This is a genomic window from Streptomyces sp. URMC 123 (genome assembly GCF_051386515.1).
Taxonomy (GTDB): Bacteria; Actinomycetota; Actinomycetes; order Streptomycetales; family Streptomycetaceae; genus Streptomyces.
This window is the reverse complement of sequence record NZ_JBPQTV010000054.1, coordinates 1-26376: the sequence shown is the minus strand read 5'-3', so window position 1 is coordinate 26376 and position 26376 is coordinate 1. Positions and strand designations below refer to the sequence as shown.

Annotated in this window: 19 protein-coding genes and 1 pseudogene; 12 read left to right on the top strand and 8 right to left on the bottom strand. The window is 75.3% G+C overall.

The window, feature by feature from the left end; translation table 11 throughout:
* A partial coding sequence (locus tag ACSNOD_RS09935; protein WP_436766445.1) for an elongation factor Tu occupies positions 1-867 on the top strand: 867 nt, incomplete at its 5' end.
* Positions 868-1131: 264 nt separating this feature from the next.
* Here the strand turns inward: ACSNOD_RS09935 and ACSNOD_RS09930 are convergent.
* The 3 genes and pseudogenes from ACSNOD_RS09930 to ACSNOD_RS09920 all read right to left on the bottom strand — a co-directional run.
* Positions 1132-1887: pseudogene (locus ACSNOD_RS09930) on the bottom strand (IclR family transcriptional regulator domain-containing protein); the annotation flags it as partial.
* Positions 1888-2905: 1018 nt separating this feature from the next.
* On the bottom strand, positions 2906-3472 hold the full coding sequence (locus ACSNOD_RS09925) for an RNA polymerase sigma factor (protein WP_436766444.1): 567 nt from the start codon (positions 3470-3472) through the stop codon (positions 2906-2908).
* Entirely contained in the window at positions 3466-3786 is a 321-nt protein-coding gene (locus ACSNOD_RS09920) for a hypothetical protein (protein WP_436766443.1), read from the bottom strand. Before ACSNOD_RS09920 ends, ACSNOD_RS09925 begins: the two co-directional genes overlap by 7 nt.
* Before the next feature lie 212 nt (positions 3787-3998).
* Here ACSNOD_RS09920 and ACSNOD_RS09915 point away from each other — a divergent pair, with 212 nt between their 5' ends.
* The 8 genes from ACSNOD_RS09915 to ACSNOD_RS09880 all read left to right on the top strand — a co-directional run bounded on the left by ACSNOD_RS09915 (position 3999) and on the right by ACSNOD_RS09880 (position 15086).
* Positions 3999-4742: an HAD family hydrolase gene (locus tag ACSNOD_RS09915; RefSeq protein WP_436766442.1), complete on the top strand. Its 744-nt coding sequence runs from the start codon at positions 3999-4001 to the stop codon at positions 4740-4742.
* Entirely contained in the window at positions 4739-7117 is a 2379-nt protein-coding gene (locus ACSNOD_RS09910) for a glycoside hydrolase family 65 protein (RefSeq protein ID WP_436766441.1), read from the top strand. The genes ACSNOD_RS09915 and ACSNOD_RS09910 overlap by 4 nt, the downstream gene beginning before the upstream one ends.
* 209 nt (positions 7118-7326) lie before the next feature.
* Complete coding sequence (locus ACSNOD_RS09905) at positions 7327-7974, top strand: response regulator (protein ID WP_436766440.1); 648 nt, start codon at positions 7327-7329, stop codon at positions 7972-7974.
* A gap of 123 nt (positions 7975-8097) precedes the next feature.
* On the top strand, positions 8098-9108 hold the full coding sequence (locus ACSNOD_RS09900; protein WP_436766439.1) for a class I SAM-dependent methyltransferase: 1011 nt from the start codon (positions 8098-8100) through the stop codon (positions 9106-9108).
* 589 nt (positions 9109-9697) lie between these two features.
* Positions 9698-11176: a SulP family inorganic anion transporter gene (locus tag ACSNOD_RS09895; RefSeq protein ID WP_436766438.1), complete on the top strand. Its 1479-nt coding sequence runs from the start codon at positions 9698-9700 to the stop codon at positions 11174-11176.
* A gap of 234 nt (positions 11177-11410) precedes the next feature.
* Positions 11411-12142, top strand: a complete 732-nt coding sequence (locus tag ACSNOD_RS09890) for a DUF1707 SHOCT-like domain-containing protein (RefSeq protein WP_436766437.1) — start codon at positions 11411-11413, stop codon at positions 12140-12142.
* A gap of 527 nt (positions 12143-12669) precedes the next feature.
* Complete coding sequence (locus ACSNOD_RS09885; RefSeq protein WP_436766436.1) at positions 12670-13182, top strand: NUDIX domain-containing protein; 513 nt, start codon at positions 12670-12672, stop codon at positions 13180-13182.
* Positions 13179-15086, top strand: a complete 1908-nt coding sequence (locus ACSNOD_RS09880) for an ABC transporter ATP-binding protein (protein WP_436766435.1) — start codon at positions 13179-13181, stop codon at positions 15084-15086. Before ACSNOD_RS09885 ends, ACSNOD_RS09880 begins: the two co-directional genes overlap by 4 nt.
* 4 nt (positions 15087-15090) lie before the next feature.
* On the opposite strand, the gene ACSNOD_RS09875 is transcribed toward ACSNOD_RS09880, so the two are convergent.
* A complete protein-coding gene (locus ACSNOD_RS09875; RefSeq protein WP_436766434.1) occupies positions 15091-15540 on the bottom strand; it encodes a MarR family winged helix-turn-helix transcriptional regulator in 450 nt (149 codons plus the stop codon).
* Positions 15541-15742: 202 nt separating this feature from the next.
* Entirely contained in the window at positions 15743-16993 is a 1251-nt protein-coding gene (locus ACSNOD_RS09870; RefSeq protein WP_436766433.1) for an MFS transporter, read from the bottom strand.
* Between the two features lie 664 nt (positions 16994-17657).
* Between ACSNOD_RS09870 and ACSNOD_RS09865 the strand changes: the two genes are divergently transcribed.
* Complete coding sequence (locus ACSNOD_RS09865) at positions 17658-18893, top strand: FAD-dependent monooxygenase (RefSeq protein ID WP_436766432.1); 1236 nt, start codon at positions 17658-17660, stop codon at positions 18891-18893.
* A gap of 81 nt (positions 18894-18974) precedes the next feature.
* Here the strand turns inward: ACSNOD_RS09865 and ACSNOD_RS09860 are convergent, their stop codons facing one another.
* A complete protein-coding gene (locus tag ACSNOD_RS09860) occupies positions 18975-20708 on the bottom strand; it encodes a carboxylesterase/lipase family protein (RefSeq protein ID WP_436766431.1) in 1734 nt (577 codons plus the stop codon).
* Positions 20709-21049: 341 nt separating this feature from the next.
* On the opposite strand from ACSNOD_RS09860, the gene ACSNOD_RS09855 reads away from it, so the two are divergent.
* Both ACSNOD_RS09855 and ACSNOD_RS09850 read left to right on the top strand, forming a co-directional pair.
* The gene (locus ACSNOD_RS09855; protein WP_436766430.1) at positions 21050-21655 is read left to right on the top strand and encodes an NADPH-dependent FMN reductase; all 606 of its coding nucleotides are present in this window, start codon (positions 21050-21052) and stop codon (positions 21653-21655) included.
* 341 nt (positions 21656-21996) lie between these two features.
* Positions 21997-22284 (top strand): hypothetical protein, encoded by a 288-nt coding sequence (locus ACSNOD_RS09850; RefSeq protein WP_436766429.1) that lies wholly within the window; start codon positions 21997-21999, stop codon positions 22282-22284.
* Between the two features lie 244 nt (positions 22285-22528).
* Here ACSNOD_RS09850 and ACSNOD_RS09845 read toward each other — a convergent pair whose 3' ends face one another.
* Positions 22529-24397, bottom strand: a complete 1869-nt coding sequence (locus ACSNOD_RS09845; RefSeq protein ID WP_436766446.1) for a WD40 repeat domain-containing protein — start codon at positions 24395-24397, stop codon at positions 22529-22531.
* The coding region (locus tag ACSNOD_RS09840) for an nSTAND1 domain-containing NTPase (protein WP_436766428.1) at positions 24381-26376 on the bottom strand (1996 nt) is incomplete at its 5' end. The genes ACSNOD_RS09840 and ACSNOD_RS09845, both read right to left, overlap by 17 nt.

Sequence of the window (26376 nt, the reverse complement as noted above, 5' to 3'; positions counted from 1 at the left end):
GCCGCCACCGACGGCCCGATGCCGCAGACCAAGGAGCACGTGCTCCTGGCCCGCCAGGTCGGCGTTCCGTACATCGTCGTCGCCCTGAACAAGGCCGACATGGTGGACGACGAGGAGATCCTGGAGCTCGTCGAGCTCGAGGTCCGCGAGCTCCTCACGGAGTACGAGTTCCCGGGCGACGACGTTCCGGTCGTCAAGGTCTCCGCGCTCAAGGCCCTCGAGGGCGACGCCGAATGGGGCAAGTCCGTCCTCGAGCTGATGAAGGCCGTCGACGAGGCGATCCCCGAGCCGCAGCGCGACACCGACAAGCCGTTCCTGATGCCGGTCGAGGACGTCTTCACCATCACCGGCCGCGGCACCGTGGTGACCGGCCGGATCGAGCGCGGGGTGCTCAAGGTGAACGAGGAGGTCGAGATCGTCGGCATCCGCCCGAGCCACCGGACGACCGTGACCGGCATCGAGATGTTCCGCAAGCTGCTCGACGAGGGCCGCGCCGGTGAGAACGTCGGTCTGCTGCTCCGCGGCATCAAGCGCGAGGACGTCGAGCGCGGCCAGGTCGTCATCAAGCCGGGCACGGTGACCCCGCACACCGAGTTCGAGGCGCAGGCCTACATCCTGTCCAAGGACGAGGGCGGCCGCCACACCCCCTTCTTCGACAACTACCGCCCGCAGTTCTACTTCCGCACCACGGACGTGACGGGCGTGGTGACCCTCCCCGAGGGCACCGAGATGGTCATGCCCGGCGACAACACCGCCATGTCCGTGCAGCTCATCCAGCCCATCGCCATGGAGGAGGGCCTGAAGTTCGCCATCCGTGAGGGCGGCCGGACCGTCGGCGCCGGCCAGGTCACCAAGATCCTCAAGTAGCCGTGGGCGACCGCCGCCCGGGGCGCCCCGGGCGGGCGGCGCGCGTCACCCTCGGTGGACCAGTCGGCGGGCGTCGTCCCGCTCGCGGCGGTCCCCGTCGACCGGGGCGTCGCCCCGCCGGGGCCGTGGCACGGTCCCGGCGGCGTGGCACCCCCGGCCGGCCGTGCCCGGTGCCGCGGCGCCCCCCGGCTCCGGCCCCGTCCCGGCGGCCCGCGCCGGGGGCGCGGGCGGGCTCCCGTACCCCCCGGGCGGGCCCCCGTCCCCCAGGGTGAGGGACAGCAGGATGCCGGCCGCCTGGCCGTTGAGCGCCGCCGCGGCGGCCCTCAGCCGGTGGGCGTGCGCGACGGGCAGCGAGAGCGCGAGACACCCGACCGTCGGCCCCACGACCAGCGGAACGGCGGCGCAGACCGTGCCCACCGCGTACTCCTGGAGGTCGAGGACCGGGACCGTGAAGGGCTGGTTGTCCAGCACGGTGAACAGGTCCTGCTCGCTGGTGGTCGTGCGCGAGGTGAGCCGTACGGTCCGGTGCCGCGAGAGGTGGTCCCGGCGCCCGTCGTGGTCGAGCTGGGTGAGCAGGCACTTGCCGACGGCGCTGGCGTGCGCGGCCGCGCGGAAGTCGACCCACTCGTTGACCTTGGGGGCGCAGGGTCCGTGGGCGCACTGGGTGATGGCGACCTCGCCGTCGATGTACCGGCTGAGGTAGACGGCCGCCCCGACGGTGTCCCTGACCATCGCCAGCGTGTGCTGCATCCGGTCGTGGACGGCGTCGGCCCCGCTGCCTCCGGCGCCGGGGCCCGGCCGGCTCGGGGCGGGGCCCGCGATGTGCACGTCCCGGGCGATCCGCACGGCGTAGCCCTGGCGGCACAGCAGTTCGAGGACGGGCGCCAGCGCGCCGGCCGTCAGCCCCGTCTCGCGGGCGAGCTGTGCGCTGTCGACGCCGCCGTGGTGCCGGCCGATGGCGTCCAGGACGCGCAGGGCGTGCCGCACCGCGTGCACGGAGGCGGGCGGCTCGCGGCGCACCTGCCGGGACCGCTGGTCGGAGGCGGTGAGGGCGGGGTGCCGCAGGGGCAGCGCGGACCAGTCGGCGGCGGATGCGGCGGGAGCGGCGGGAGCGGATGTGAGGGGAGCGGGCGTGGCGGGAGCGGTGGCGGCGCGGGGCGGCCCACCGGCCGCGACGCCGCCCGGCGGCGGGGCCGCCGTGCGGTAGAGGGGCAGCGCCGCGCCCACCGCGTCCCGCATCTCGCCGTAGAACTCCGGGTCCTCGACGCGGTGCGCGGCCGGGCCGGGCACCCACCGGGCGCTCCGTACGGGCCGCTGGGCGCCGTCGGTGGCCGGGTCCTCCCGGGCCGGGCCGGGGGTGCCGCCCGCGGGGGCGGCTTGCGCCGGAAGGCCCTCGGCCGGCCGGGTGGCGCGCAGATACCGCTCGATGTCCACGGCCGGGGGGTCCACCGCCGCTCTCCGCGCCGCGCCCTCCGGCGCGGGACGGCGGCCCGCCGGGGCGCCGTCCGCCGTGTCCTCCGCTGTCGCGCCCTCCCGCGTGGGGCGGTCCGCCGCGCCCACCGCCTCCCGGGCCGCCGTCACCAGGCGCCGCGCGTCACCGTGGCCGTGGCGCGCCGCGACGTCCAGCGAGCGCAGCACCGGCCACCACTGCTGGGGCGTGAGCGCGGGCAGCCGGTCCGCCACGGCGCGCAGCCGGGCCACCGCGAGCCGGAACTCGGCGCCCGGGTGCTGGTGTTCGCCCGCGATGGCGAGCCAGTGCCGCGCCATGGCGAGATCCTGCCGGCGCAGCGCGGACGACCCCAGCCGGTAGGCGCTGTTGGCGTCGCGGCGGTCGGCCAGCTCCGCCTCCGTCAGGGAGCCCCGGGGGCGCGCCGCCGCCCCCCAGTCGCCGTCGGGCCGGTCCCAGTGGTCGAGTTCGGCGCGCCGCTGCGCCGCCGCGAGAAGAGCGCTGAACGACATCCGTGCCGTCGCCGTCATGCGGTGGCTTTCGCCGACGGGCAGACCGACGCCGTCGTCGTGGGATTCCTGCGCATCCACATCATTCACCATCCCGTCCGCCATCAGCTTGAACGTAACGTCGCACGTGTTTGATCGCCCTGTGTCGATGGACGTGTACCGTTTCCCGGGTCACACCGAGCGCGTCGGCGATGGTCTGGGCGTCAGCCCCGCTCTGTTCCATCTTGAGCACCGTTTTTTGCTGAAGGGATCTGAGGGCCTCGATGGCCTCGTCGGCCCGGCGTCTGCGTTCGGCCAGATCGAATTCGTTCCAGAATTCCCGCGGCCCGTCGACGGATTCCTCCAGCAACGGGCCGATGGCCGATAAAGCCCGCTGCTCCGCGTTCATTCTCCGGAGCAGGCGCGCGGCCAGCCGCTGGGCCGTACTCCACACATACGGGCAGAGCTCCCGGGTCACATCCAGCGAGGCCGCCCGAAATGCCTGGAGCCATGCCTCCTGGACGATTTCCTCGGCCACCTCGCGCTGGAGGCCCCACCGGCGCAGCCGGTGGACCAGGTGGTGGTGATGGCGCTGGTGGGCCTCGTCGAACAGGCGCTGCCGCGCGCCGTCAGGGCCTGGTGACGGCTCGCCCCGATCGCTGCTCACCACAGCCGATACTTTTCCGCTTCACCCTGGGGGGACGGCTGCGGCCGCGTTCTCCAGGCCGTCACCACGCAGCCGTCGGGCCCCTCGTACCGCAGGCAGGTGCCCTCGGGAAGGTCGCGCAGGAGGTCCGCGACCGACGGCACCCCGGGGGCGGCCTCGGGCACGGGCGCGGGCGCCGGCCCGGGGCGGGGCGGCGCGGGGCGGGGCGGCGCGGAATCGGACGACGTACGAAAGCGGGGCCGCCGCAGCGCCACGCGCAGCATCGCGGCGACACCGGCACCGGCCGAGAAGAGCTCGGCGATCTCAACAAGCGTCATCGGGGACGATGTCCTCCGTCATTCAGGCAGGAACCGACGTACGTATCGAAGAGCCGAGCAGTGGCGCCAGCGGGCTCTTACTCCCTCATAGCCCCCGGGAGCCCCCCGCTTTACAGCCCAGCGCAAGATCTTTTCTTCCTATGGGCGGCTGGACGAGTGGTCCGGCGCCTTCCCCGCGCCCGTCGGCGCCGATCGCGGGAAAAGGGAACACCGTGACGAATCTCGGACTCCCCGACCGCATCCGCGCCTGTCTGTTCGATCTCGACGGCGTGCTCACCAGCACGGCGACCGTCCACGCCGCGGCGTGGCAGGAAATGTTCGACGCCTTTCTGGAGCGGCGCGACGGACCCGGTTACCGCCCCTTCGACCCCGTCTCCGACTACGACCGCTACGTGGACGGGCTGCCCCGGGCCGACGGCGTCCGCACCTTCCTCGCCTCCCGCGGCATCGAACTCCCCGAGGGCCGCCCGGATGACCCGCCCGAACGGGACACCGTGCAGGGCCTCGGCAACCGCAAGAACGCCCTCGTCCTGCGCAGGATCGAGGAGAGCGGCGTGAGCGCGTACCCCGGCTCCGTGCGCTATGTGACCGCCGTCCGCGACGCCGGGCTGCGCCGCGCCGTGGTCTCCTCCAGCGCCAACTGCCGCGCGGTGCTGGAGGCCGCGGGCATCGCCGGCCTGTTCGAGGTGCGGATCGACGGCCTGGTCGCCGCCGAGCGCCGGCTGCCCGGCAAGCCCCGCCCGGACACCTTCCTCGCCGCCGCCGACGAACTGGGCGTCGCCCCCGCCGAGGCGGCCGTCTTCGAGGACGCCCTGGCGGGCATGGAGGCGGGGCGGGCCGGCGGCTTCGGCTTCGTCGTCGGCGTCGACCGGGCCGACCAGGCCGACGCCCTGCGCGAGCACGGGGCGGACACCGTCGTCACGGACCTGGACGAGCTCCGCGGGGGCGTGCGGTGATCACCCATCCGGCGTACGCCGTCGAGCCGTGGTGTCTGCGCGAGACCGAACTGAAGCTCGACGTCCTGCCGCAGAGCGAGTCCGTCTTCGCCCTCTCCAACGGGCACGTCGGCTGGCGCGGCAACCTCGACGAGGGCGAGCCGCACGGCCTGCCCGGCTCCTACCTCAACGGGGTGTTCGAGTACCGCCCCCTGCCGTACGCGGAGGCCGGCTACGGCTACCCGGAGTCCGGCCAGACCATCATCAACGTCACCAACGGCAAGATCATCCGGCTGCTCGTCGACGACGAGCCCTTCGACCTGCGCTACGGCAGGCTCCACTCCCACGAACGCGTGCTCGACTTCCGCACCGGGCTGCTGCGCCGCACCGTCGTCTGGACCTCGCCCACCGGCCGTACGGTCGCCGTCCGCTCCACCCGCCTGGTCTCCTTCACCCAGCGCGCCGTCGCGGCCGTCGCCTACGAGGTCGAGCCGCTCGACGGCGACGTGCGCGTCGTCCTCCAGTCCGAACTGGTCGCCAACGAGGAACTGCCCCGGCCCGGCGGCGACCCGCGCGCCGCCGCCGTACTGGAGTCCCCGCTGCTGCCCGAGGAGAGCTCCTGCCACGGCCTGCGGCTGCGCCTGGTCCACCGGACCGCCGTCAGCGGCCTGCACGTCGCGGCGGCCGCCGACCACGTCGTGGCCGGCCCCGACCGGACCCAGGCGCACTCCGAGCACAGCGACGACCTCAGCCGGGTCACCGTCATCTCCGCCCTGCGGCCGGGGGAGCGGCTGCGGCTGGAGAAGTTCGTCAGCCACGGCTGGTCGGCGGTGCGCTCGGTGCCCGCCATGCACGACCAGGTGGACGCCGCCCTCTCGGCCGCCACCGCCACCGGCTGGCCCGGGCTCCTCGCCGAACAGCGCGCCTTCCTCGACAGCTTCTGGGACCGCGCGGACGTCCAGGTCGAGGGCGACGCGGAGGTCCAGCAGGCGGTGCGGTTCGCGCTCTTCCACGTCCTCCAGGCGGGCGCCCGCGGCGAGGCCCGCGCGATCCCCGCCAAGGGCCTGACCGGCCCCGGGTACGACGGGCACTGCTTCTGGGACACCGAGACGTTCGTGCTGCCGCTGCTGACGTACACCGCGCCGCAGGCCGTGGCGCAGGCCCTCGGCTGGCGGCACGGCACCCTGCCCGCGGCGCGCGAGCGGGCCCGTCAGCTCGGCCTGCGCGGGGCCGCGTTCCCCTGGCGCACCATCAACGGGAGCGAGTGCTCCGCCTACTGGCCCGCCGGCACGGCCGCCTTCCACGTCAACGCCGACATCGCCGACGCCGTCGTCCGCTACGTCTCCGCCACCGGGGACGACGCCTTCGAACGGGAGACCGGGCTGGCCCTGCTGGTGGAGACCGCCCGGCTGTGGCGCTCCCTGGGCCACCACGACCACCGCGGCGCCTTCCACATCGACGGGGTGACCGGCCCCGACGAGTACAGCGCCCTCGCGGACGACAACGTGTACACGAACCTGATGGCGGCCCACAATCTGCGGTCGGCGGCCGAGGCGGCCGAGCGCCACCCGGACGTGGCGGCCGGCCTCGGCGTCGACGACGAGGAGACCGCCGCCTGGCGGGACGCCGCCGACCGGATGACGGTGCCGTACGCCGACGAGCCGGGCGTCCACGAGCAGTGCGCCGGCTTCACCCGGCACCAGGTCTGGGACTTCGCCGGCACCCGGAGCGACCAGTACCCGCTCATGCTGCACTTCCCCTACTTCGACCTCTACCGCAAGCAGGTCGTCAAGCAGGCCGACCTGGTGCTGGCCATGTGTCTGCGCGGGGACGAGTTCACGCCCGAGGAGAAGGCCCGCAACTTCGCCTACTACGAGCCGCTCACCGTCCGGGACTCCTCCCTGTCCGCCTGCGGCCAGGCCGTGCTGGCCGCCGAGGTGGGCCATCTGCGCCTGGCCTACGACTACCTCGGGGAGGCCGCCCTGATGGACCTCTCCGACCTGGAGGGGAACACCCGCGACGGCCTCCACATCGCCTCCCTGGCGGGCACCTGGTTCGCCCTGGTCATGGGCTTCGGCGGGATGCGCGACCACTCCGGGTGCCTCGCCTTCGCGCCCCGGCTGCCCGAACGGATCGGCCGGCTCGCCTTCGGCGTGGCCGTCCGGGGGCGGCGGCTGCGGATCGAGATCACCGGCTCGACCGCGCGGTACGCCCTCGTCGACGGGGAGCCCCTGGAGATCCGGCACTGCGGGGAGCCGCTGACGCTGGCCGCCGGCCGGCCGGTCTGCCGCGAGGTCCCGCCCCTGGCCGAGCGGCCCGCGCCGGACCAGCCCGCCGGCCGCCGTCCGGCCCGCCGCGGCTGGGGCACGGCCCGCTCGGAGGCGCCCGAAGGCTGAGCGGCCGCGCGCCGGCCGTGCGGGGCGCTCACGCGCTGCCCGCGCGCCGTATGCGCGGGGCCCGGCTCGGCGCGCGGGGCCCACCGGGCCCGGCATACGGTGGTCCCGGGGCCCGGCGGCGGGCCCCGCGCACGGCTCCGCGCCGCCGGCGGGCGGCGCGGCAGGGGCGGCGTCCGAGAGCAGGAGAGCAGGAGAGGCGGTGACGCGGCGTGGCCGGCCCTGGCAGACAGGTGACCGTCGTGGTCGCCGACGACCACCCCGTCTTCCGCGAGGGCATGGCCCGCGGTCTGCAGCTCAGCGGGCGGATCACGGTCCTCGCGGAGGCCGAGGACGGCCGGGGGGCGCTCTCCGCGATCCGCGAGCACCGGCCGGAGGTCGCCCTGATCGACTACCGGCTGCCCGACATGGACGGCATCGCCGTGGTGCACGCGATGGTCCGCGACCGCCTCCCGACACGGGGCATCGTGCTGTCCGCCACCACCGACAGCGCCGTGGTCTTCCGGGCGGTGGAGGAGGGCGCCGCGGGCTACCTCGCGAAGGACGCCAAGCGGTCGGAGATCGTGCGGGCGGTCCTCGACGTGGCCGCCGGCCGCCAGGTGGTCCAGCAGGACCTGACCGGCGGCCTGGTCGACGAGATCCGGCTGCGCGCCGAGCGGGAGTCGGTGGTCCTCTCCGAGCGCGAGCGCCAGGTGCTGCACGGCTTCGCCCAGGGCAAGAGCATCCCGGAACTGGCGGCCGAGCTCTATCTCGGGGCCAGCACGATCAAGACCCACACCCAGCGCCTCTACGAAAAGCTGGGCGTCTCCGACCGGGCGGCGGCGGTGGCGGAGGCGATGCGGCGCGGTCTGCTGGAGTGAACGGCCTCCGCCCGGCACCGGCGGCCCCCGGATTTCCCGGAAACGGCAACGAAAGTTGCCCGCCGCCGCCCGTCGGGCGCACGCTCCCCGCGTCCGCTTCCACGACCGATGGGGAGAACCACTGTGACCGAGCGCGACCGACACCACCATGAGCCTCACCACGACGAGCCTCAGCACTCCCACGGCCACCACGGCCACCACGGCCATCAAGGCCACCACCACGACGAGGAGTTCGACTGGGACGCCCTCGGCCCGATGCTGGAGCGCCACGCCGAGGTGCATCTGCCCTTCCTGACCCGCGCGGTCGAGGTGGTGAGCGAGCTCGCCGCGGCGGGCGGGCCCGGCGCGCAGGGGGAGCCCGGCTCCGGGGCGGAGGCCACCGCAGTCCGCCGCGTGCTGGACGTCGGCAGCGGCCCCGGGGTCACCACCGCCCTGCTCGCCCGCGCGTTCCCCGGGGCCGAGGTCGTCGCCGTGGACGGCGCCCCCGCCCTGCTGGAGCGCGCCCGCGCCCGCGCCGAGCGGGAGGGCCTCGGCGACCGGGTGCGCGTCCGGCGGGCGGAACTGCCCGACGGGGTGGCCGACCTCGGCGAGGCGGACGTGATCTGGGCCGGCATGGTCGTCCACCACTTCGGCGACCAGCAGGCCGCCCTGGCCGCCCTCGCCGCGCGGCTGCGCCCCGGCGGCCTGCTCGCCGTGGTGGAGGGCGGCCTGCCGACCCGCTTCCTCCCGCGCGACATCGGGATCGGCCGCCCGGGCCTCGCCGCCCGCGTCGACGCCGCCGAGGAGGAGTGGTTCGCCGAGATGCGCGCGGCGCTGCCCGGGGCGGTGCGCGTGGCGGAGGACTGGCCGGCGCTGCTCGCGGGCGCGGGCCTCGTCCCCGAGCCCGACCGCAGCTTCGTCGTCGACCGGCCCGCCCCGCTGGAGCCCTGGGTGCGCGAGCATGTGCACACGCATCTGGCCCGGCGACGCGAGCGCATGGCCGACCGGCTGGACGCGGAGGACCTGCGGACGCTGGATCTGCTGCTGGACCGGGACGCCCCCGCCGGCGTCCTCCACCGCCCGGACGTCTTCTTCCTCACCGCCTCCACGGTCCACATCGCCCGCCGGCCGCTCGACGCGGAACCCCGGCCGTAGCGGCGGGGAACCCGGCCGCGGGTCCACGGGCGGTGGCCCGCGGCGGGGTTGAGGAGCGGTCCGCGCGCCACCGGCGCGCGCCTGCTGTTGGCCTGTGACCGGCATACGCCGTATTGACGCCGGTACCGATCGCATACTCTGGTGTCGTCCCCCGCATCGGGGCGACCGCGGTTTCCGACACCTCATCAGGCCGGCGGAGTCGGCGCACCGTCGCGCACCCTGGGAACGCCCGAGCGCACCCTGGGAACACCCAACACACCGTGGGAACGCCCACCGTTCGCCCGGACGCCCTTCGCGGCAGCGCGCGCCCACCGTGCCCGACGGGTCACGACTCCCCACGCGCCGACCGGGTGTGCCGGGTGATCAGGAGGCCAGCCGTATGCAGTTCCTCATCGCACCCACCCCCACGGGCGGCCCGGGGCGCCGCCGGGCGGTGCGGCACGGTGCGGCGGAGGAGATACGCCGGGCGCGGCGCCCGTAGGGCGCGGGAGCCCGCGATCGCCGGGCTCCCGGCCCACGGCGCGCGAGGAGTCCCGTTCGCCCGCCGTCCCCGCACCCCCCGGCGGGGGCGTCCCACCGCGAGGAACCCATGCAAACCGCCCTGAGTTGTGCCTCCCTGCGCAGGGATGTCGTCGCGTCACTGGTCGTCTTCCTCGTCGCCGTCCCCCTCTGCATCGGCGTCGCCGTCGCCTCCGGCGTGCCCGCCGAGGTGGGCCTGGTCACCGGCATCGTCGGCGGTGTCCTCGTCGGCTCGCTGCCGGGGAGCTCGTTGCAGGTCAGCGGCCCGGCCGCCGGGCTGACCGTGCTGGTGTACGAGGCCGTCACCGAGTTCGGGATCGAGGCGCTGGGCGCCATCGTGCTCGCCACGGGCGTCCTCCAACTGGTGCTCGCGGCGCTGCGCTGCGGCCGCTGGTTCCGGGCCATCACGGTCGCGGTGGTGCAGGGGATACTCTCCGGGATCGGCCTGGTGCTCGTGATCGGACAGGCGTACGCCATGGCCGACACCGCCTCGCCCGACACCGGACCGGAGCGGATCGCCGGCCTCGGCGCCCTGGCCGCCCGCATCGCCTCCGACACCACCGCGCTCGCCGCCTTCACGGTGGGGGCGGGCACCGTCGCCGTACTGGTGCTGTGGAAGCGGCTGCCGGGCCGGGTGCCCACCCTGCTGCCCGGCCCCCTGGTGGCGGTGGCGCTCGCCACCGCCGCCGTGGCCGTCTTCGACCTGCCCGTGGCCAGGGTCGAGGTGCACGGCCTGGTCGACGCGATCCGGCCGCCCGGCCTCGACGACCTGACCGGGCACGGGGTGGCGATCCTCGGCACCGTGCTGGCGTTCACCCTCGTCGCCTCCGCCGAGAGCCTGTTCAGCGCGGCGGCGGTGGACCGCATGCACGACGGCGCCCGCACCCACTACGACAAGGAGCTGATGGCCCAGGGCGTCGGCAACACGGCGTGCGGGCTGCTCGGCGCGCTGCCGATGACCGCGGTCATCATCCGCAGCGCGGCCAATGTGCAGGCGGGGGCGCGTACGAAGCTCTCCCGGGTGCTGCACGGCGTCTGGCTCCTGGTGTTCGCCGCCGTGTTCCCCACCGCGCTCGAACTGATCCCCGTCTCGGCGCTCGGCGGCCTCCTGGTGCACGCCGGGGTGCGGCTGGTGCCGGTGCGCGACGTGCGCCAGCTGTGGCGGGAGCACCGGGGCGAGGCGGTGGTGCTGGGGGCCACCGCCACCGCGATCGTCGTGACCACCATGTTCGAGGGCGTGCTGCTCGGACTGCTGCTCGCGGTGGCCAAGACCGCGTGGGAGACCTCGTACGTCCATGTCGAGGTGGACGACGGCGGCGAGCACGCCGTGCGCGTACGGCTCTGCGGCAACGCCACGTTCCTGCGGCTGCCGCGCATCCTGGACACGCTGGAGGCGCTGCCAAAGGACCGCCCGATCGACCTCGATCTGACGGGCCTGCGCCATCTGGACCACGCGTGCCGCACGGCGCTCAGAACGTGGGCGGACCGCCACAACGAGGAGGGCGGCACGCCGGTGCGGATGACCGGGCCGAGAAGCGCGGCGGCCTGACCCCCGCGCTCCTCGGCCGGGCGGGGGGCGCGGCGGGAGGCGGGCACGGGGCGGTCGGCGGCCCGCCCCGGACCGCCGCGCAGGCGACCCGGACCCGCCCTGGGCCCGCCGCGTACGCGCCCTGGGCCCGCCGCGTACCCACCGCGTACGCGCCCTGGGCCCGCCGCGTACGCGACCGGACTGCGGTGGATGCTGATCGATTGCCCCGGTTCCGCGATCGATAGGATCGTCTGCGTGAAAGACCCTGATCAGTCCCAGCTCCGTATTGGCAACGATGAGCGCGAGGAGGCCTTCGAGGCCCTCACCGCGCACAGCCGCGACGGCCGGCTGACCATCGACGAGTACGGCGACCGGGCCGAGGCCCTCAACGAGGCCCGCACGCGTGCGGACGTGCGCGCCCTCTTCCTCGATCTGCCCGAGCCGCGGCCCCGCTTCCTCGACGCCGCCGCCCTCGCGCCCCGCTCCGGCGCCCCGGAGCCCCTGCCGGACGGCCGCCGCCCCCACGGGCGGGCCGGCCGGGATGTGGAGCGGCGGTTCGACCCGTCCGGGGTGCCGATCGCCGCCGCCGCCGTGGTGGGCCTGTGCTGGGCCACCGGCAACTGGTACCTGATGTTCTTCATGGCACCGATGGTGCTCGCGATCAACGCCGTCCTCGGCCGCGTCGCCCGCCGCCGGCGGGGCCACGGCTCCCACGGCGCGAACGGCGCTCAGGGCTCGACGCCGCGGTCCAGCAGCCTGATCGCCGCCATCCGCTGGCGCTCGCGCGCCTCGATCTCCCGGGCGCTCTCCCCGCTCGCCGCCACCCGAGGGCAGGACGGGCACTGCCAGCGGTCCGGCGCGCCCGACGGCGGCGGCTTCATCGCCACCCGGCACTGCGGACAGAGCACGACGATCCCCTCGACGTGCCCGCAGGACGCGCACACCCACATCGGCCCCTCGCTGTCCCGCTGCTTCCACATCGTGTGATGGCAGCGCGGGCACCCGGTCGTCCCGATGCCGAGCTGACCCATGACCGGGGGCTCCGGCGTGGTGTGCGCGTACTCGATGAGCCGCGCCCTTATCTCCTCGTTGGTGGTGTTGGCCATGCGGAGCAGATGTGCGGTGCGCGTACGGGCTTCTTCGGCGAATCCAGTCATCTCCCGCGCAGCGTATGCCCCGTTACGGGGTTCGAACGGCGGATCACCGAACGCTTCCCCCGCCAGGGGTACGCGCCGGCCGGCGCGCGCTCCGGGCACGTTCGCCGGCGCACCCCGTGCCCCCCGTGCGCCCCGCCTTCCCCCCGGACGACCCGACCAGGTGATGTGCGGCGGACTTCCCCGTGAGCGGTCGGCCGTACGTGCTGTACTGCACGCTCCGCCGCGACCTCGCCCCGTACGGGGGACGACGACGAACAGCCGTATCGCTCCCGGGGAGTGAGGCACGGACCGAACCGCCGGAGCCGCTCCGGCGCCTTCCGCCCCGCCCGTTCCCGTCCCGCCCAGGAGTGACCGCCCGTGGCCCACCTTCCGCTGGCCGACTACCTCGCCACCCTGCCGCACGCCGTGAGCTGGGCCGCCGCCTATGTCACCGACCCCGACGGCCGCGTCCTGCTGTTGCGCTCGGTCACCTGCGGCGAGCGGGCCTGGCAGCTGCCGGGCGGGCAGCTCGACCACGACGAGATCCCGCACCAGGCCGCGCTCCGCGAGACGCTGGAGGAGACCGGGATCGCCCTGGCGGTGACGGAACCGCGGCTGCTGGCCGTCGAGTTCGGCGTTCCGGAGCGGGGCTGGCCCAATCGCATCGGGTTCGTCTTCGACGGTGGCACGATCACGCGCCGGCAGTGCGCGGCCATCCGCCTCTCCCACGAGCACGACCGGTGGGACCTGCGGACGATCGAGGAGTGGTACGAGCTGCTGTCCGGGGCCGAGCGCGAGCGGCTCTCGGCGGTTCAGCGGGCCCGTTGCTCCGGCACCACCGCGTATCTCCACAACGGCCGCGCGGACGGCGGCGGGGAGGCGGCGCGATGAGCACCGACACCACCGGTCGCACCGGCGCGGGCGCGCCCTCGGCCGCCGTGCCCCCGCCCCGCCCGGCCCCGCCCCCCGACATCCAGTACGTCCGGGACGCCAACCAGAAGCGGGCCGAGAACGCCTCGCTGCGCCAGATGGCCGCCCGGCTGCCGGCCGCCATCGCGCGGGCCGCCCGCCTCGGCTGGCAGGTGGACCGGCGGGCCGTGCTCTACCTCGTGCTCTGCCAGCTGGTCGCCGGCGCCACCTCCGCCGTGATGCTGACGGCGACCACCGAGGCCATGGCCCATCTGCTCGCCGCCGGCACCGCCCGCGAGCGCATCCTCGCCGCCCTGCCGTCGCTGGTGGTGATCGGCGCCGCCGCCACCGTGAACCGGATCGCCGCTGCCTGGTCGCTCTACTCCTCCCGCCGGCTCACCCCCCTGATGGTCACCGCCGGCGACCTCGGCCTGGTCGACGCCATGTTCCGCGTCGAGCTCTCGGCCCATGACGAGCCCGACTTCACGGAGGCCCACCAGGCCGCCGAGACCGGCATCACCCGCATGCAGTTCCTCGCCCAGGACTCCCAGACCTGCATGGCCGCGATCGCCCAGATGATCGCCGCGGCCGGGGTGCTCACCGTCCTCCACCCGCTGCTGCTGCCCTGCCTGGTGCTGGCCGTCCTGCCCACCGGCATCGCCTCGGTCCTCACGACCCGCATGGAGTACGCCACCCACCACCGCAACATGGGGGACCGCAACGTCCGTGGGCTGATGCGCTGGTACGCGCTGACCCCCAAGCTCGCCGACGAGGTCCGCGCCAACACCATGAGCGCGTATCTGCGGTACTGGTTCACCGAGCTGTCCGCCCGGATCGACGCCCGCACCCGGGCCACCGCGCCCCGGATGCTGAGGGTCGGGCTGCTCGGCTATCTCGGCGGCGGGCTGATGCTCGTCCTCACCTGGGTGACCCTCGCCTGGCTCGCCATCACCGGCCGGGTGGACATGGCCGTGGCGGCCACCGCGGTGGTGGCCGTGCGCACCTCCACCGCGGCCCTGACCTCGCTCATCAGCGCCGGGGTCGCCCTCTTCCGCACCGGGCTCTACCTCGACGACTGGCAGGCGTTCCTGCGCCGCACCGACGAGCTCGCCGCCGTCCGCGGCACCCTCGACCCGGGCCCGCCCACCGAGATCCGGCTGAAGAGCGCGACCTTCACCTTTCCCACCAAGACCGAACCGGCGCTGCACGACATCGACCTGACGCTGCGTCGGGGCGAGGTGGTCGCCCTCGTCGGCGAGAACGGCTCGGGCAAGACCACCCTCTCCCGCATGGTCACCGGCCTCTTCCTGCCCACGTCCGGCAGCGTGCGGTGGAACGGCGTCGACCTGGCCGAGGCCGACCCCGAGCGCGTCTGGTCCCACGTCGGGCTGGTGCCCCAGTTCTTCGCCAACTGGCCCATGGCGGCACGGGAGAACATCACCCTGGGCCAGCCCCGCTCCCACGGGGACACGGACGTGTGGCGGGCGGCCGACGCCGCCGGGCTGCCCGAGGTCATCGACGCCCTGCCCGACGGCCTCGACACGCTGCTCGCCCGCACCATCTGGGGCGGCCACGAGCTGTCCGGCGGCCAGTGGCAGCGCTTCGCCTGCGCCCGCGCCCTCTACCGCGAGCCCCCGGTGCTCGTGCTGGACGAGCCCACCTCCGACCTCGACGCCCGCGCCGAACACAAGATCTTCCAGGCGCTGCGGCGGATCGCCCCCGACCGCATCACGGTCGTGGTCACCCATCAGCTGGACAACACCCGCATGGCCGACCGGATCGTCGTCCTCCGCCACGGCCGCATCGTCGAGGAGGGCACGTTCGACGAGCTCACCAAGGCGGGCGGCCTCTTCCAGGAGCTCTACGCCCTCTCCCAGGACCGCTAGGGAGTCAGGCGCTGGGGCCGAGGGCCCGCAGGGCGGTCACCAGAGGCGTCAGCTCGGGCCTGCGCTCGGCCGTGTCGAGTGCCTCGTGGAGCGCGGCGTCATGCGTGGGCCGCGCCTCCTCCAGCAGTCGCCGGCCCGCGTCCGTGACATCGGTGTAGATGCCGCGCCGGTCCGTCGGGCAGAGATAGCGCGTGAGCAGCCCGCGGTCCTCCAGGCGGTTGACCAGGCGGGTCGTGGCGCTCTGGCTGAGCACCACCGCGTCGGCGAGCTGGTTCATCCGGAAGTGGCCGCCCTCGCCGCTGTGCTGGGCGCTGAGCACGTTCAGGACCGAGAACTCCCGCACGCTCAGCTCGTGCCCCGCCTGGAGGGCGCGCTCCAGGTGCGCCTCGATGCGGCCGTGCAGGGCGGACAGGGCGCACCAGCCTTGGGCCAGGCCCGGAGCGGATCGGGTCATGGGAGTGTCTCCTCGGGTCGCCGCCAGTTTAGCCGACCGCCGGGTTACGGCTTTCGCGCATAGGCCGCGTACGCAATCGCTTGCGCGCCGGCCGGGGCGGCGCCGTGCTTCGCGCTCCAGAGGCTTATGTTTGCGCTCGCCTGATAAGTGAAACAGAAATAACAGGCGTATGCAAGAAAGCCGCCCGCTCGCCGCCCCGACCTCAGATCGCGAGCAGCGCCACGATCGCCGGGCCGAACGCCCCGCCGAGCTGATAGCAGAGGTTGAACAGCCCGATGCCGGACGGGCGCTGCGACTCCGGGACCTCCCGGTTGGCCACCACCGCCAGCGTGGCCTGCCCGCCCGAGGCGGTGAGCAGCGCGATCGCCAGTGCCGCCAGCAGCGGCCAGGGGGAGTGGGCCACCACCGTCGTACCCAGCGCGAGCGCGCCGAGGACGACGAGGACCAGGGAGAGCGCGAGGCGGCTCATCCGGCCCGCGAGCGAGGCGAAGGTCAGCGCGAGCGCCGCGCCGATGGCCAGCGCCACCAGCTGCGCGGGGCCGATCTGCCCGGTCGTCCAGTGGACGCGGTGGTCCAGCAGCCGCGGCACCCCGTAGAGCAGCGCGAAGTACGAGGTGGCCAGCGCGAAGGCGAGCGCGCAGGCCGGCAGGAACGCGGGGGCGCGCAGCACGGCGACGGGGACGAACCCGTCGGGCCGGGTCCGCAGATGGGCGACGAGCAGGGCGCCGGCCGCCAGCGCCGCCAGGACGGCGGGCAGGGGGTAGTGCGGGATGAACACCAGGGCCGTCGCCAGGGCGGTCAGCTTGACCGCCCCGACCGCGTCGAAGTGCCGGTCGGCGCGCCCCGGCACGGCGGCCGGGGCCCGGCGCAACGCGACCGGCACGGCGAGAATGCTGATCAGCGACAGGGCGATGGCCGGCCGCCAGGTGAAGGAGCCGTCCCCGAGGAGCGACCCGGCCAGCGGCCCCAGCGCCGCGCACAGCCCGATCCCGGCGGTGATCAGCCCCATGCGGCGCGAGGAGCCGGCGAGGTTCATCGCGGTGGTGGTCAACCCCGCGGCACCGATCGCCTGGGCCGCCCGCCCGGGCAGCAGCAGCCCCAGCCAGGGCGAGGCGATGACCAGGACCGTGCCCGCCAGGGCCAGCGCGCTGGAGGCGAGCAGCGTGGTGCGGAAGCCGTAGCGGCGCAGCACCCCGGCCATCAGCGGGGTGCCGACCGCGATGCCCCAGGCGTAGGTGGTGACGATCCAGATGGCCGTCTCCATCGACACGCCGAGGCTGCCGGCGGCGTGGGGGAGGATCAGCGCCGGCGTGGTGGTCCCGAGCGAGACCGGGGCGCCCAGCAGCGCCAGCCACAGCCCCGGCACGCGCTTCGGCGCGGCGGCGGGCCGCTCGTCGGACCCGGGGGGCGGGGCGACGGCGGCCGGACTGGTGCTTCCGGGCGATTCGGGCATGGCTGTCTCCTCGAATAGTCGGTTCCACCCTGGCGCCCGCCGCTCGTGATCGGCTCGAGGCCGCCTCGGTTCCGCGCATCGACGGCTGTCGTGCGCGGTCGACGGCCGTGGTGCGCGTGGCGTCGGCGCCCGCGGCGCGCGGGCGGAAAGGAGATTCTCGTGCCGCCGGGCCGGACAACGGCTTTCGCCGTGTGATTCTCCGTCAAGTCCAAGGGTTTTTTCCGCACATCCCGCATCGAATTCCCGCCCGCCCGCGGCGAGGTGACATACCCACCGCACCGCCTTTGACCCGGTCATACGTCGTTGCGAGACTTCAGACATACCTTGGCCGAGCAGCGGGAAAGAAATGCGAGAGAACGGCCCGGCGGGCTGCTTCGACCATCGGAAGACCCGAGCGTTTCCCCGACAATTCTCCGGACCGCCGAAAAAAATAACTCCCGGCGGATCGACGGGAATTCCGTAGGGAGTCCACAAGGAGTCCACGAGGACTCCGTGAGCAGGGGGCGCTCGGCCACGAAAGAGCTTCCGGTCGGATCGAGCCCGGATGGAGGACCGCTTTTCCGCCCGTGACGAAAGACCGAGCGCCGGGCCGCACGGCCCGACCCCACGGCGCTCCGGCGACTCCCGCAGCGACTTCCAGCGACCCATGAAGGCACGGGACCCTATGTCGAAGATCGTTATTGTTGGTGGTGGCATCGGCGGACTGGCCGCGGCCCTGAGCGTGGCGCGCCGCGGACACCACGCCGTCGTCCTCGAACAGGCCGACCGCTTCGCCGAGATAGGCGCCGGCATCCAGCTCGCCCCGAACGGAATCCACGCCCTGGAGCGCCTCGGGCTCGGCGACGGCATCCGCGACCGCGCCGTCCACATGGACGAACTCCGCTTCATGGACGGGGTCACGGGCCGGTACGTGGCCGGCATGCCGCTCGGCGAGAGCTATGTCCAGCGCTTCGGCAACCCCTATGTCGTCGTGCACCGGGCCGACCTGCACACCCTGCTGCTCGACGCCTGCCTCGCCTCCGACGCCATCGAGCTGCACAGCGGAAAGGTGGCCACCGGCTACGAACAGGACGGCCGGCAGGCGACCGTGCTCCTCGCCGACGGCGGGCGCTTCACCGGCGACGCGGTGATCGGCGCCGACGGCATCCGCTCGGCCGTCCGCCGCCGGCTCGTGGGCGACGGCGACCCCCGCATCTCCGGCATCACCGTCTACCGCGCGATCGTCCCCATGGAGCGGGTGCCCGAGGAGCTGCGCTGGAACAGCGTGGCCTGGTGGGCCGGCCCCAAGTGCCACCTGGTGCACTACCCCATCGCCGGGGGCACCTACCTCAACCTCGCGGCCAGCCACGACAACGGCGCCCGCGAGGCGCTCGCCGGCGTCCCCGTGACGGGCGAGCGGGTGATGGACGTCTTCTCCGCCCTCGGCGAGGACGCCCGGCGGCTGATGCGCCTGGGCGACGACTGGCGCTCCTGGGTGCTCGTCGACCGCGACCCGGTGGAGTACTGGACCGACGGCCGGGTCACCCTCCTCGGCGACGCCGCCCACCCCATGCTCCACTACGTCGCCCAGGGCGCCTGCCAGGGTCTGGAGGACGCCGTGGTCCTCGGCGACCTGCTCGACTGCGGCCCCGACGAGATCCCGCAGCGCCTGGAGAAGTACAACGCCGCGCGCCGCGACCGTACCGCCCGCATTCAGCTCCTGGCCCGCCGGAGCATCGAGCTGTGGCACCCGGTGGGGGAGGCGGCCGAGCGGCGCAACGCCCTGCTGGCCTCGTACGCCCCGTCCGAACTGCACGACGTGGTGGCGTGGATGCACGGCAACACGGACTTCGGGGCGTCGGCCCCCACCTCCTTCGAGGGCGTCGCGCGCCCGCGCCCGGAGGTGTTCCGCCCCCAGTGACCCCGACACCGCCGCGGGGCCGAACCCCCTCGGGGGCCCGGCGCCGCGGCGGCGCGCTCCGGGTGGGGGACCCGGAGGCTCTCAGGGGCGGGGCACCCAGTCGCCGTCGTCCCAGTGGCGCAGCTGACGGCTCTTCGGCGTCGTGACGAGCCGCGCCACCCGCTCCCCGCCCAGGGTCAGCGTGGTCGGCCGGTCCGGCGAGAACACCGGCCACTCGGGCACCGCCGCGCTGCCCGGCACCCCGTCGCGGGCGAAGGAGGACACCAGGTCGATGAACTCGTCCGACACCTGCCGCTCCAGCGGCCCGTCCCCGAACTGCTCGACGTTCTCCGGCAGCGCGTGCGTGCCGAAGAGGAACTTCGACGTCGCCTCGTGCGGGGTGCCGAACCAGGGCGCGCGCACCGGATGCGAGAAGTCCATCACGTACTGGGCCGAGGTGCCGCGGCGGGCGTGCCGCTCGCTCAGCCGCACGATCTGGTAGCGGAACAGGCCGTCGCCCCACACCTCGGTCCAGATCGAACGCGGGTCCTGGGGCAGCCCCTCGGCCGCCGCGGCGGCCCGGTAGGCGTTCACGCACGCCTCCACCCGCGCGTCCGACACCTCCACGGCCCCCTTGAGCAGCACGCCCCGGACGGCCGCGCGCAGCGACGCCTCGTCGGTGGGCACCGGCGTGGGCGGCGGGCCCGGCGGGGTCGGACCGGTCCAGAACGACCCCTCGGTCCGCGTGTTGACCACCATCATCGGCACGGTCGGCGTGGGCAGCTCCCAGTCGAAGCCGCGCATCCAGCGCCCGTCCAGCACCGGCCCCCGGTACTCCCGCCCGCTGGCCACCGGCCGGGTCGTGGGGCTCCCGGCGAACACCTTCTGCCAGGAGTCGCGCAGCGCGAGCGCCGGCACCTCCCGCAGTCCCCGCACCGTGCGGCCCAGATCCTTCGCCACCAGCTCGTAGGCGGTGCGCGCGTCGTCGGGGGTGAGCCCGATCGCGGGCGTCCAGGCGTGCGCCGCGCTGATCGGCACGATCCGGCGGATCGCCCCGCGCAGCTCCGGCAGCAGGGCCAGCTGCCAGGTGCTGGAACCGCCGGCGGAGGTGCCGCACACCGTGATGTTGCCGCTGTCCCCGCCGAACGCCTCCGCGTTGGCGTGCACCCAGCGCACCAGCGCCACCTGGTCCTGGAGCCCCCAGTTGGCCGCGGAGCCGGTCTCCGCGTCCAGGAAGTCCTCGTGCAGGCCCCAGCCGAACGCGCCCAGCCGGTAGTTGAAGGTGATCACGACGAGATCGCCGCGGCCGGCGAGCCTGGCCCCGTCGTACGTCGGCAGGCTCCCCGCGCCCAGCTGCCACCCACCGCCGTGGATGTACACCAGCACGGGCCGCCGGCCGGCGGTGTCCGGCGTCCACACGTTCGCGTACAGCGAGTCCTCGCTGCCGCCGGTGCCCGTGTGCTGGACGGATATCGGCGAGAACGCCGTGGCGTCCCGCACCCCGCTCCACGGCACCGGCGGCCGGGGCGACGCGAAGCGCAGCGGGCCGATCGGCGGCCGCGCGTAGGGCACCCCGCGGAACACGGTGAGGGCGCCGGCCCGCTCCCCGCGCACCGACCCCGCGGTGGTGCGCACCACGGTGCCGCCGGTGGGCGCGGTGCCCGGCGCGCGGGAGGGCGTACGGGACGGGGCGGGGACCGGGGCACGGGTGCGGGCGGTCGCGGCCGGCGCGGCGGCCAGCACGGCGGTCGCGGCCGCGCCGGCGAGGAAGGCCCGCCGCCCCACCCGGGAGGCCGGCTGTGGCGGTCGCTGATCGTTGACGGTGGTGTCGCTCATGGCCGCGGTGCTCCTTCGAGACATGACAGGCTCTGTGGCCCTGGCATCCTCGATCGGGCGGGCACGCCCACCAACGGGCCGGCCGGCACTCTGTCACCTCGATCGATCAGGACTTCAGGCGGGCGATCCGCCGGATTTGCCCGCCCACCGGCAGGGACGCCGGTGCGCCGCCCGAGCGCCGCTCGGGGCCGCGCTCGAGGACCGCTCGCACCCCGCTCAACTGCCCTTATAAACCTTCGGTCTTGGCGAACGGGGCCGTAGGATCAAGGCTGTCCCCGGGTACGAACCGGTCACTTCATCTCAACAGCTGCACGCTGCGTCCACGACAGGAGAATTCACCGATGAGCTCCACCGCGCTCCCCGCCGAAACCGACGTCCGCCCCGGTGACGGCGCCCTTCGCATCCTCGGTTTATCCGGCAGCCTGCGGGCCGAGTCCTTCAACACCCAGGCGCTGCGCGCCGCCGCGGCCCTGGCCGGCCCCGAGGTCCGCCTCGAACTGTGGACGGACCTCGCCACCATCCCTCCGTTCAGCGAGGACGACGAGGCCGAGCCGACCGAGGCCGTGCACCGGCTGCGCGCGGCCATCACCGAGGCCGACGCGCTGCTGATCTCCACCCCGGAGTACAACGGCTCCATCCCGGGCCAGCTGAAGAACGCGCTCGACTGGGCCTCGCGCCCCTACGGCGAGTCGGTCCTCACCGGGAAGCCGGTCGCCGTGCTCGGCGCCAGCCCCAGCCAGTACGGCGCCGCCTGGGCCCAGGGCGACCTCCGCAAGGTGCTGCGCGCCAGCGGGGCCTCGCCGATCGACCGCGAGCTGTGCGTGGCGCACGCCGACACGGCCTTCGGGCCCGACGGCCTGCCCAAGGAGGCCGAGCTGCGGACCGGCCTCGTCGAGATGGTGAGCGAGCTCGCGGCGCACACGCGCACCGTGCTCAACACCGTGTGATCCGAGGGCCGGGGCGCGGCCGACCCGCCGCCGCTCCGGCCTTCGTCCGTCCCTGGGCCTTCGTCCGTTCCTGGCCCCGCCGGCAAACCGCGGGCAACGGTCCCCGGGGACGAACCGCGGGCAACGGCCCCCGGGCCGACGCGAAACCCCCAGGTGGGAGACGGTTTCCCGGTTGCCTTCCGCGGCGGGGGACGGGAAACCCGGTGACCCGCGCCCCGGCCGAGGAGATGCTCATGGTGACCGGCACGACGCCGGACTCCCGGGCCATCGGGTGAGCCCCTCGGGGGAGAGCCGTCAGGCGGCCCCGAGCGCCCGGGAACGATCGACCGGAAGGCACGGACATGACCATCCGCAAGCGCGTCCTCACCTCCCTCGCCGCCACCGCGGTGCTCCTCGGCACGGCCACCGCCGTCGCGGCGCCCGCGACCGCGGCCCCGGCGCCCCAGCGCATCGCATCCGTCGCCGCCCCGATGGACGGCCCGCCCGGATACGTGTGGACCGGCAAGAAGTACTGGACGCTCTCCGGATGCACCTCCGGCGGCACCGACCTGGTCGCCACCGGCGCCTACAGCGCCTACCACTGCGACGGGTCGGGCATGATGTGGGACCTCTGGGCCCTGCCCAAGTGACGCCCCGCCCCGGTGCCCGAAGAGCCCGGTGCCACGGGCTCTGACGGCCCCGACAGGCCGGTTCCCGAGCCGGCCCTCACGAGCCATGGAGCGGGGGAGTGCCGTCCCCGCGCGGTCGCACCGGACCGCGGGGGGACGGCGGCATTCCGGGCCCGGCGGGGGCGGCGCGCCCAGGCCCCGCGGCGCGCCCCGGCCGTGGAACGCACCCAACGCGCCCCGGCCGCGGACCGGTTGGCGGCGCCGCTCAGCCGCAGGTCGGGCGGTAGTCCACCGACGGCATCAGCCGCCGCCAGCGCGCGGCGTCCACCCGCCCCACCACCGGGCAGATCCGCTCCGCCACCCGGTCCGCGTCCAGGTCCCACAGCCGTACGGTGCCGTCCGCGCCCGCGCTGCTGAGCCGGTTCCCGCGCGGGTCGAAGGCCACCCCCCACACCACGTCCGTGTGGCCGCCGAGTTCCGCCAGCGGCCGCCCGCCGGCCACCTGCCACACCCGCACCATGCGGTCGAAGCCCACCGTGGCCAGTGCCCGGCCGTCCGCGCTGAAGGCGACCCGGCGCACCGACCCGCTGTGCCCGGCCAGCGGCGTGCCGACCGGCCGCAGCGTGGCGGTGTCCCACAGCCGCGCCGTACGGTCGTTGCTGACCGTGGCGAGCAGCCGCCCGTCCGGGCTGAACGCCACCCCCCAGACGGCGCCCGTGTGCCCGTGGAGCACCGCCGTCTGCCGCCGCCGGGCCGGGTCCCAGAGCCTGACCGTGCGGTCGTCGCTCACACTGGCCAGCAGCCGCCCGTCGGGGCTGAACGCCACGCCGTTGACGAAGTCCCCGTGCCCGGGCAGGACCACCGGCGCGCCGGCCGCCCGGCCGCCCGCGCCGTCGACCGGCCACAGCCGCACCGTACGGTCGTCCCCCGCGCTCGCCAGCAGCCGCCCGTCCGGGCTGAACGCCACGGCGAACACCGACCCCTCGTGCCCGCGCAGCACGGCCGTCCCCCGGCGCCGGGCGACGTCCCACAGCCGTACGGTGCGGTCGTCGCCCGCCGTGGCCAGCGTCCGCCCGTCGGGGGTGAACGCCAGCCCCCGCAGCGTGCTGGCGTGCGCCGGCAGCGGGCCGCCCAGGGGTCGCCGCGCGCGCAGGTCCCACACCTGCGCGGTGCCCCGCGCGCCACCCGCGGCCAGCAGCCGGCCGTCCCGGCTCGTGGCCAGCGCCCACAGCCCGCCCACCGGATGCGCCGTCAGCGCGCTGGCGCCCGGCGACCACAGGGCCACCGAACGGTCGAAGCTCCCGGTCGCCACCGTCCGGCCGTCCGGCGCGAACGCGATGGCCAGCACGTAGTCGCTGTGCCCGGTGAACGTGGCCACCCGCGCGCCCGTGGACAGTTCCCACAGCTTGGCGACGCCGTCCCCGCCGGCCGTGGCGAGCGTGCGCCCGTCCGGCGCGAAGGCCACCGCGTTGATGTCGTCGCTGTGCCCCGCGAGCGTCCGCTCCGGCCGGCGCGGCGTGCCGTCCGGAGAACCGGCCGGCACCGTGCCCCCCGCGACCCGCCACAGGGACACCTCCCGGTCCGTGCCGCCGACCGCCAGCGTCCGCCCGTCCGGGCTGAAGGCGAGCGCCGTGGTGCCCTCGCCGTGCCCGGCCAGCCGGGCCAGCGGCGCGTGGCCGTCCGTCGCCCACAGCCGTACGACGCCCTCCGACTCCCCGACGGCCAGCGTCCGCCCGTCCGGGCTGAACGCCACGTCCCCGCCCTCGTCGTGACCCTCCCCGGGCAGATCCGCGACGTGCCGGCGGTCGTCGGCCCGCCACAGCCGTACGGTGCCGGTGCCGTCCCCGGCGGCCAGCAGCCGGCCGTCCGGGCTGAAGGCCACCCCGCGCACCCGGGCCCCCGGGCCGCGCAGATCGGCGAGCTGCTGACGGCCCGCCACCCGCCACACCCGTACGGTCCCCGTGGTGTCCCCGGCGGCCAGCAGTCCGTCGCCGGGGCTGAACGCCAGCCCCCGGATGCGGCCGCCGGGCCCCGCCAGCTCGGCCACCGGGCGGCGGCCCGCCGCGTCCCACAGCCGCACCGTCCCGTCCGACCCGGCGCTCGCCAGCAGCCGCCCGTCACCGCTGAAGGCCACCGAGTTCACCGGGCCGGTGTGCCCGGCCAGCCGGCCGGCGAACGACTGCGCCTGGGTGCTCAGCAGCGCGCTGCGGGTCTCCGTTGCCGGCAGCAGCCGGTACGCCTCGGCGGCCAGCAGCATCGACGCCTCCGGCTGGCCGGCCGCCACCTGGCCCGACTGGGCCGCCAGCTCCCGGGCGAGCGCGGCCCGCCGCTGGTCCACGGCCGTCCGCCACTGGTGCGCCGCCAGCAGCCCGGCGGTGAGGGCCAGCCCCAGCAGCACCGCCAGCGTGGTCACCAGCCGGGGGCGGCACGCCGTCCGCCGCCGCCTCGGCCGCCTCCCGCTCCTCGGACGCCCGCAGGAACCGCTCCTCCAGCGGGCTGAGCTCGGCCCGCCGGTCGGCGTCGTCCGCCCAGTCCCGCGCGGCGCCCAGCCGCGCGCCCCGGTAGAGGGCGCCCGGGTCCTCCGACTCCCGCTGCCAGGCCACGGCGGCCGCGGAGAGCCGCTGGTGGACCAGGAGCCCCGCGCGGTCGGAGCGAATCCACTCCCGCAGCCGCGGCCAGGCCCGCAGCAGCGCCTCATGGGTGATCTCCACCGTGTCCGCGTCGAGGGTGAGCAGCCGCGCCCCGACGAAGACGTCCACCACCCCGGCGGCCGCCTTGGGGTCCGGCAGGTTCTCCAGCAACCGCTCGCGCTCCACCCGGCGCCGGGTCTCGCCGGAGTCCTCGCCGATCTGCACCAGCCGCAGCAGCACCCGCCGCGCGGTGCGCCGCTCCGCCGGGTCCAGGCGCGCGTACACGCGTTCGGCGGTCGCGGCCACCGCGCCGTGCAGCCCGCCGGTGAGCCGATACCCCGCGACGGTGAGCGTGCGGCCCGACCGCTGCTGCCAGGTGGCCAGCAGGGCGTGCGCGAGCAGCGGCAGCGCGCCCTGCGGACAGCCGTCGGCCCCGGCCCCGGCCCTGGTTTCGGCCGCCTCGCCGGCGACCGCGCCGTGGGCGACCGAGCCGCGGCCGTCCCCGGCCCGCGCGCCGAGGTCCGCCAACAGCAGCTCGACCAGGCCCTCCTCGACGGTCAGCCCGGCGGCCTCGGCGGGCCGCACGATGGCCTCGCGCAGCTCCGGAACGCTCAGCGGCCGCAGGGCGAACACCCCGTCGGAGAGCGCGGGGACCAGCCGGGGGTGGGCCAGGCAGTGGCCGTAGAAGTCGGCCCGCACGCCCAGCACCACCGCGCGCCCCGGCAGTTCGGCCGCCGCGCACAGGGCCCGTACGAACGCCGAGCGCTCGGCCGCGCTCTCGCAGACCGTGAACGTCTCCTCGAACTGGTCGACGACGAGCACGGCCCCGGGGCCGCCGGGCCCGACCCCGCCGGCCTCCCGCGGGGCCCCGGCCGCGCGCAGGGCGTCGGCGCAGCGGTCCGGGTCCCGCGCCAGCTCCTCGGCGGTGGGGCCCGCCGACCGGCCGGTGAGCGCGGCGAGCCGGGCCGCGAGTTCGGTGAGCGGACGCGCGCCGGGGGTGAAGACGGTGACCGGCCAGCCGCGGGCCGCGGGCAGCGCGCCGGAGCGCAGCGCCGGCACGAGGCCGGCGCGCAACAGCGAGGACTTGCCCGCCCCGGAGGCCGCGGTCACCACCAGCGGGCCACCGCCGTCGAGCCGCTCGGCCAGCCGTCCCAGCAGCTCGGCGGTCACCTGCTCGCGGCCGAAGAACCAGGGGGCGTCCCGGCTGCCGAAGGCGGCGAGCCCGGGGTAGGGGCAGCGGTCCCCGGCAGCGGGGGAGGAGAGCAGCCGCCGCAGGGCGCCGTCGGCGGCCAGCGCGTCGTCGCAGCGGCGGGCGACATCGGCGGTGGGTGGCTTCTCGCCGTTCTCGATCTTGCTCAGATAGCCCTTGCTGTAGTGCACGAGCCGGGCGAGCCCGGCGAGGGAGACGCCGCGCTCGCGGCGCAGGCGCCGCAGTTCCGGTCCGAAGAGCGGTTCGCCATCGGCGCCGGCGCCGATGGCGAAC